At 66.9% G+C, this 6902-nt stretch carries 6 protein-coding genes and 1 pseudogene; all 7 read right to left on the bottom strand.

Translation table 11 applies throughout. The annotated features are described in order from the left end of the window. Positions 1-94: 94 nt before the first annotated feature. Positions 95-919 carry an ABC transporter permease gene (locus JMF90_RS17380; protein ID WP_011545031.1) on the bottom strand — a complete coding sequence of 275 codons (825 nt, stop codon included), beginning with the start codon at positions 917-919 and terminating at the stop codon, positions 95-97. Positions 920-936: 17 nt separating this feature from the next. Beyond that, positions 937-1965, bottom strand: a complete 1029-nt coding sequence (locus JMF90_RS17375; protein WP_041489179.1) for an ABC transporter substrate-binding protein — start codon at positions 1963-1965, stop codon at positions 937-939. Between the two features lie 80 nt (positions 1966-2045). After that, on the bottom strand, positions 2046-3071 hold the full coding sequence (locus JMF90_RS17370) for a substrate-binding domain-containing protein (RefSeq protein ID WP_011545033.1): 1026 nt from the start codon (positions 3069-3071) through the stop codon (positions 2046-2048). A gap of 799 nt (positions 3072-3870) precedes the next feature. Then, positions 3871-4857: an SDR family oxidoreductase gene (locus JMF90_RS17365; RefSeq protein ID WP_011545035.1), complete on the bottom strand. Its 987-nt coding sequence runs from the start codon at positions 4855-4857 to the stop codon at positions 3871-3873. A 154-nt stretch (positions 4858-5011) separates the two neighbouring features. Then, positions 5012-6016, bottom strand: coding sequence for a zinc-binding dehydrogenase (locus JMF90_RS17360; RefSeq protein ID WP_054927571.1), 1005 nt, complete (start codon positions 6014-6016; stop codon positions 5012-5014). Between the two features lie 99 nt (positions 6017-6115). Then, positions 6116-6544, bottom strand: coding sequence for a DoxX family protein (locus JMF90_RS17355; protein ID WP_011545037.1), 429 nt, complete (start codon positions 6542-6544; stop codon positions 6116-6118). A gap of 75 nt (positions 6545-6619) precedes the next feature. After that, positions 6620-6902, bottom strand: a pseudogene (locus JMF90_RS17350) (alkene reductase); the annotation flags it as partial.

Below are 6902 nucleotides of genomic sequence, written 5' to 3'. Positions count from 1 at the left end.
CGCGTGCCGGGCGGCAGGTTTCGCTGGCAGGGAAGCCGGCACAGGTGCCGGGGAGGGCGCGGAAGAGCCGGAAAGCGATGTCATGCGGAATTCCTCAGGCCGCGGCGGCGGCGGTGTGACCGGTGAAGCGTCGTGCGAGCGCGAGCACGGCCCAGGTGACGACGCCGAGCACGATCGACAGGCCGGCCGCCGTTGCGATGTTCGCGTTCAGCGTGAACTCGGTGTAGATCGTCATCGGCAATACGTTCAGGTCGGTGGCGAGCGTGAACGCGGTGCCGAACGCACCCATCGCGGTCGCGAAGCAGATCGCGCCGGCCGCGATCAGGCCCGGCGTGAGCGCGGGCAGCACGATGTCGACGAAGATGCGCCACGGCGACGCGCCGAGCGAACGCGCGGCTTCCTCGAGCGACGCGTCGAGCTTCGACGCGGCCGCGATCACGGTGACGATCACGCGCGGAATCGAGAAGTACAGGTAGCCGATGAACAGGCCCGCCACCGAATACGCGAATACGAACTTGTCGCCGGTGAGCTTCGCAGACAGCATGCCGATCAGCCCCTGGCGTCCGGCGAGCATGATCACCATGAAGCCGACCACGACACCCGGGAACGCGAGCGGAAACGTCAGCAGCGCGAGCAGCACGCGCTTGCCGGCGAATTCGCGGCGTGCGAGCAGCAGGCCGGAGATCGTCGACAGCGCGAGCGTCGCGAGCGTGACGCCCGCGGACAGCGCCACCGTCTCGCCGAGGCTCTTCATGTAGCGTGCATTGCCGAGCAGCGCCGCGTAGTGCGAGAAGAAGGCGCCATCGGCGGACACCTGCACGAGCGACGCCATCGGCAGCAGCCAGAACGCGGCGAATACCGCGAGCGCCGGCGCGACGAGCGCGACGCGCCAGCGCAGCGGAAAAGTCAGGTCGAGCATGACGTGGGGCCGGCCGCTTACTGCATCACTTGCAGGTACTGCTGGCCGAACACCTGCTGGCCGGCCGCCATCTTGCCGAAGTCGACCGATTTCGCTCGCGCGTATTCGCTCGCCGGCAGGAACTTCGCGGCGATGTCGGCGCCGAGCGCCTGCGCGCGCACCGGACGCAGGTAGGCGTTGGCCCACAGCTTCTGGCCTTCGTCCGACAGCACGAAATCGAGCACCTTCTTGCCGTTCGCATCGTGCGGCGCGCCCTTCACGAGGCTCATCACGTACGGCACCGCGATCGTGCCTTCCTTCGGGATCACGAATTCGACGTTCGCGTTGTCCTTGTATTTCGCGCGATACGCATCGAAGTCGTAGTCGAGCAGGATCGGAATCTCGCCGGACAGCACGCGCGCATACGCGGTCTGCTTCGGCACGATCGGCGCGTTCGCCTTCAGCTTGCGGAACCAGTCGAGGCCCGGCTTGAAGTTGTCGAGGCTGCCGCCGAGCGCCTGGTTGACGGCGACCGCGCCCGCGTAGCCGACGAATGCGCTCGACGGATCGAGATAGCCGACCATGCCCTTGTATTCGGGCTTCAGCAGATCGGCCCACGAACGCGGCACCGGCTTGCCGTCGAGCGCGTCCTTGTTCACGAAGAAGCCGAGCGTGCCCGAGTGGATCGCGAACCAGTAGCCTTGCGGGTCCTTCAGGTTCGCGGGAATGTCGTTCCAGTGCGCGGGCTTGTACGGCGCGATCACGTCCTTGTCCTTCGCCTGGAACGCCGACGACACGCCGAGGTAGACGACGTCGGCCACCGGGCTCTTCTGCTCGGCGATCAACTGCGCGATCGACTGGCCCGAGTTCTTGTTGTCGAACGGCACGCGGATGCCGGTCTTCTGCTTGATCGCCGCGATCTGCGCGGCCCAGTCGGCCCATTCGGGCGGGCAGTTGTAGCAGATCGCCGTTTCGTCGGCGTGGGCCGCGGGGGCGCCGGCGACGAGCGCGGCGAAGGCGAGCGGCGCGGCAAGCGCGCGCAGCAGCGAGGTCAGGCGAAAGGACACGGCGAATCTCCGGGCGAGTGGGTGTAGCGCTGGGGTGTGGTTATGGGTGTGTGTGGCCGCGCGGCGCATGCGGTCGGCGCTCAGGCCTTGCGCAGTTGCAGGTCGGCGGCGGGCGGTGCAATCGTCGCGCCGTCGCGTACCGCGTGCGGCAGGATCGTCGACGTGCGGTCGATCGCTGCACCGCCGATACATTCGACGAGACGCTGCCACGCGTGGCGGCCGATGTCGCGGTTCGGCGTCGTGACGCTCGCGAGCGGCGGCGCGAGCAGCTCGCCGATCGCGATCCCGTCGAAGCCGAGCACCGACAGGTCGTCGGGAATCGAGAAACCCGCGCGGCGCAGGCCGCGCATCACGACCATCGCGAGCAGGTCGTTGCTGCAGAAGAGGGCCGTCGGCCGCGTGGCGTGCGCGGTGAGATGCGCGAGCACCGCGTCGGGCAGCTCGGGCGCGTTGAAGTCGACTTCGACGGGCGGCAGCGGCGCCACGCCGCTTTCGTCGAGTGCCTGCGCATAACCGAGATGACGCTGGCGCGCGCGATCCGACGCGGCGAGCGAACCGGCCAGCATCAACACGCGACGGTGACCGCGCGCGGTCAGCAACCGCACGCCGTCATAGGCGGCGCGGCGGTTGTCGACCGACACCGACGGGCGGCGCTGCGTGTCGTTGTGCATCAGCACGTAATGCGGGCCGTCGCGATCGAGCATGTCGAGCAGCGGGTGCGTATCCGCATCGGCGACGGTGAGGATCAGCCCTTCGACGCGCTGTTCGCGCAGCGTCTCGATCGCATGACGTTCGCGCGCCGCATCGTATTCGGTCGTCATCAGTATGAGCTTGAACCCGGCCGCGGTCGCGAGCGCGTCGATGCCTTGCAGGCAGTCGGCGAACACCGGGTTCGACAGCGTCGGCACGACGACGCCGACGAGCCGCGTGCGCTCGCCGCGCAGTTGCCGGCCGAGCGGGCTCGGGCGGAACTGCAGCGTGTCGATGGCGGTGCGGATCGTCTGCAGCGTGGCGGGGCTGACGGTATGCGGCGCGTTGATCGCACGCGAAACGGTGGCGATCGAGAAGCCCGCGAGGGCGGCGACGTCCTTGATGGTCGAGGTCATGAAGTCATGCGATGTAAACGTTTTCGGCCGGGGAATTATCGAAAACGTTTGTGACTTCGCGATGACGCGCGCGACGCTTGTTTCGCGAAAAGCACGACACAAACGTCAGACGGTTGAGGTGGTCAGACGACGCGCGGTCGATTGTATCGGCGGAGGTGGCGGCGTGGGACGAAATCGTCGGCCGTGTGGCATCGGTGTCGTATCGGCGTTGAATGCGAGGGAGGAGGCGATGCTGCGATGGCCGGTGTCGCGATGCGGTGCGGGGAATAAGGGGAACGCATGCGCAAGCAATGGTAGAATCGCGTCCGCCCTCTTGCCGGGGTGATGAAATTGGTAAACATAGCGGACTTAAACGATTGAGTGCCCGGCCGGAAACGGTCGGTGCAGAACCCTTCAAATTCGGCGAAACCCCTGATGCGCGCATCGAGGCAACGCCGAGCCAAGCCTCGCGGCATCCGCGAGGAAGGTGTAGAGACTAGACGGGGGGCGCCTAAGGCGCACGGGCAGCGGTCACGCCCGCGCGCGACGGTGAAGGCATAGTCCAGCGCACGAACGGTTCGCGCACGCGACGCCGGCTTTGAAAGAAGCAGTGTGACGAAAATCCGCCGCCTTAACTGGCTTGCCGGTTCGAGTCCGGTCCCCGGCACCATCGATTGCGTTGATGCGATTCGATTCGATGAAGGTGTGAAAAACCCGCGAGAAATGCAGCGCTCGCGGGTTTTTTGTTTGTGCGGCGTCGCCATCGAGGCGAGGCTGCGACGCCGGCCGGGACATGAAAAATATCGCGGCTTGTCGCGTGTCAGAAAATTCCCAGCCCGCCGTCCGCGCCCCAGACCTGCCCGTTCGCATAGCTCGTTTCCGACGAGGCGAGCGCGACATACAGCGGGGCGATTTCGGCCGGTTGTCCCGGCCTGCCGTACGGCGAGCCCGCCGCATAGTTGACGACCGTCTCCGGTGGCTGGCCGCCGCTCGATTGCAGCGGGGTCCAGTAGGGGCCGGGAGCGACTGCATTGACGCGAATGCCATGCGGCCCGAGCTGCTTCGCGAGCGATCGGGTGAACGCGATGATGCCGGCTTTCGTCGTCGCATAGTCGAGCAGGTTGGCGCTCGCCCTGACTGCCTGGACCGACGTGGTGTTGATGATCGACGCGCCGGGCGGAAGATGCGGGATGGCCGCCTTCGTGATCCAGAACATCCCGTAAAGATTGGTCTTGATCGTTGCATCGAAATGCTCGGTCGTCATCTCGTCGATCGAATCGAGCGCCTGTTGTCGGGCGGCGTTGTTGACGAGAATGTCGATCCCGCCGAGTTCCGCCGCCGCGCGTGCGACCAGCCGCTGGCAGAACGCTTCGTCGCGGATGTCGCCGGGCAGCGCGACGGCTTTGCGTCCTGCTGCCCGGATCAACGCCACGACTTCCCGCGCATCGGATTCCTCGACGGGGAGATAGCCGATCGCGACGTCCGCCCCTTCGCGCGCGAACGCAATGGCTGCTGCCCTGCCGATGCCCGAGTCGCCGCCGGTGACGAGGGCCTTGCGGCCGACGAGCCGGCCACGGCCGCGATAGCTTTGCTCGCCGTGGTCGGGGCGCGGCTGCATCCGGCTCGCGAGTCCCGGCGGCGCCTGGACCTGATGCGGGAACGGCGGCTTCGGGTACAAGCCGACCGGATTCGTCAGGCTCTCCGCGGCTGGCGGCGCGTCGACGGCATGCGCGGCGGACGGACCGAGTGCGGACATCGCAGCCAGTGCGCCAAGATTGCCGATGACCTGTCGGCGCGAGACGCGCATGCCTGCTTCGTTATCGTCGTCTTTCAACGGATGCTCCGTGAGCGAAATCGCGCGTCGTGCTCCGGGTCGTCCGCGCGAAAGTGGGTGATCGCCATACGGCAGGCGAGCTCGCTGGCGCGCGACGACGGTGCCGTCACGCGCCGGTATATCACGATCATTCGACGCGCAGGATCAGCTTGCCGGTCGTCTGGCCGGTTTCGAGCGCGTGATGTGCGTCGGCAATCGCATCGAACCCGTAGCTGCCGCCGATCAGCGGCTTCAGCTTGCCGGTCGCGAGCAGTCCGAACAGTTCGCCGAGTGTCCGGCGCACGACGTGCTCGTTGAGGAACGCGTGCAGCGCGAAGCCGGCCACCGATCGGCTGCCGAAGATCAACGCATTCATCAGCGCCTCGTCGATCGTCAGGAGTTGACCGCTCGCGGCGCCGTAGCTGACGAACCGGCCGTATACCGCAAGACCCGACACCAACGTGCGCGCGACCGTCCCGCCGATCGAATCGAATACGACGTCAGGGCCCTCGCGGCCGGTGGCGTCGCTCAATTGATCGGCCCAGTCCGCGTCGCGATAGCTGATGGCCCGATCGGCGCCGAGCGTTCGCACCGCATGCAGTTTGGCCGGCGCGCCTGCGAGGCCCGTGATCGAGCGTGCCCCGTCGAGTCGCGCCAGCTGGATCAGCATCGAGCCGACGCCGCCGGCCGCGGCAGTGATCGCGACCGTGCGTGCGGCCACGGGCGTCTCGCGCAGCAGCACACGGGCCACGAGCCCCTGCAACATCACGGCGACCGCGTCGTCGTCGGAGACTTCGTCGGGAATCGCGGTAATCAGCGCGGCGCCGAGCGTCACGTATTCGGCGTAGCCGCCGGTCGCGCGCATCGCGCCGAACAGCGGCGCCGCGACGCGTGCGCCGACCCGGATGTCCCGCACGTTCGCGCCGACGGCAGCGACGGTGCCGACGACTTCCGAGCCGGGCACTGCGGGCAGTGTCAGCGCCGGGCCCGGATAGGTGCCGGCACGTTGCAGCGTTTCCGCGAAATTCAGTCCGATACGCGTGACCCGTACGAGAACCTCGTCGGCGGCAGGGGTCGGGCGCTCGATCACGACGGGACGAAGGACAGAAGGATCGCCGACCCGCTCGATCTGGATGGCATGCATGCTGGTCATGGAAACATCTCGCTTGGAATGGGGGCGTTCGCCCCCGGGGATGGATGAAGCGCGGACCCGGATCGGCCGCGCAGTTGTGTGTCGCCGAAAGCCGACGGGTCAGTCCGGCTGTGCGCGGTCGAACGCGAGAGGGCCGGCGCCATGCAGGAACAGCGCGAGCAGGCCGCCTGCCATCGACAGGTTCATCATGAAGAACGTCTGCTGGGTCTGGTCGCCGCCGCCGTGGAAGATCACTGCGGCGATGATCGAGAAGATCGCGAGCCCGAGCGCGGCGAGCCGCGTCATGAAGCCGGTGATCAAGGCCAGGCCGCCGGCGATTTCGACGACGATCACGAGCGGAAGCAGCGCGCCCGACACGCCCATGTGTTCCATGTACTGCTGGGTGCCCGCATAGTTGAAGATCTTGCTGATCCCGGCGCCGAGATACACGCCGGCGATGAGGAGTCGCACGAGGACGGACAGCACGAGGTTGACGACGGGCGTTTGAACGGTTGTTTTGTACAGTGCGCGGTTGATCGAATTGATCATATGGAATTCATAATGAATGAGTGGGTGGATCGTCGATCCGGTCGAGCGACCGACCTGTTGTCGGGCGATTGATGCTTACGCGTCGAGCGTCGGATAGTCGGTGTAGCCGGCTTCACCGCCGCCGTAAGCGGTGGACATGTCCGCGTGCGCGAGCGGGCGATCGTGTCGAAGACGCGTCACGAAGTCCGGGTTCGCGATGAACGGATAGGCGAACGACACGAGGTCGGCATGGCCGTCGTCGAGTGCCTGTTGCGCACGCGCCTTCGTGTAGCCGCCGTTCGCGATGTAGAGCCCGCCGAAGGCACGACGCAATGCGCGGTAGTCGAACGGCGGTGCCTGATCGGCCGCGACCTGCGGA

The organism is Burkholderia sp. E168m23 (assembly GCF_016586125.1).
Taxonomy (GTDB): Bacteria; Pseudomonadota; Gammaproteobacteria; order Burkholderiales; family Burkholderiaceae; genus Burkholderia; species Burkholderia orbicola.
Note: the sequence above shows the minus strand (reverse complement) of the source record. Positions and strands in the feature narration are given on the sequence as shown.

Excerpts from the sequence above, each read along its gene's own strand:
- JMF90_RS17365 (WP_011545035.1), bottom strand. The coding sequence starts at position 4,857 with ATGCGCGTCTCGCGCCGACAGGTCATCGGCAATCTTGGCGCACTGGCT.
- JMF90_RS17355 (WP_011545037.1), bottom strand. The coding sequence starts at position 6,544 with ATGATCAATTCGATCAACCGCGCACTGTACAAAACAACCGTTCAAACG.
- JMF90_RS17370 (WP_011545033.1), bottom strand. The coding sequence starts at position 3,071 with ATGACCTCGACCATCAAGGACGTCGCCGCCCTCGCGGGCTTCTCGATC.
- JMF90_RS17360 (WP_054927571.1), bottom strand. The coding sequence starts at position 6,016 with ATGACCAGCATGCATGCCATCCAGATCGAGCGGGTCGGCGATCCTTCT.
- JMF90_RS17380 (WP_011545031.1), bottom strand. The coding sequence starts at position 919 with ATGCTCGACCTGACTTTTCCGCTGCGCTGGCGCGTCGCGCTCGTCGCG.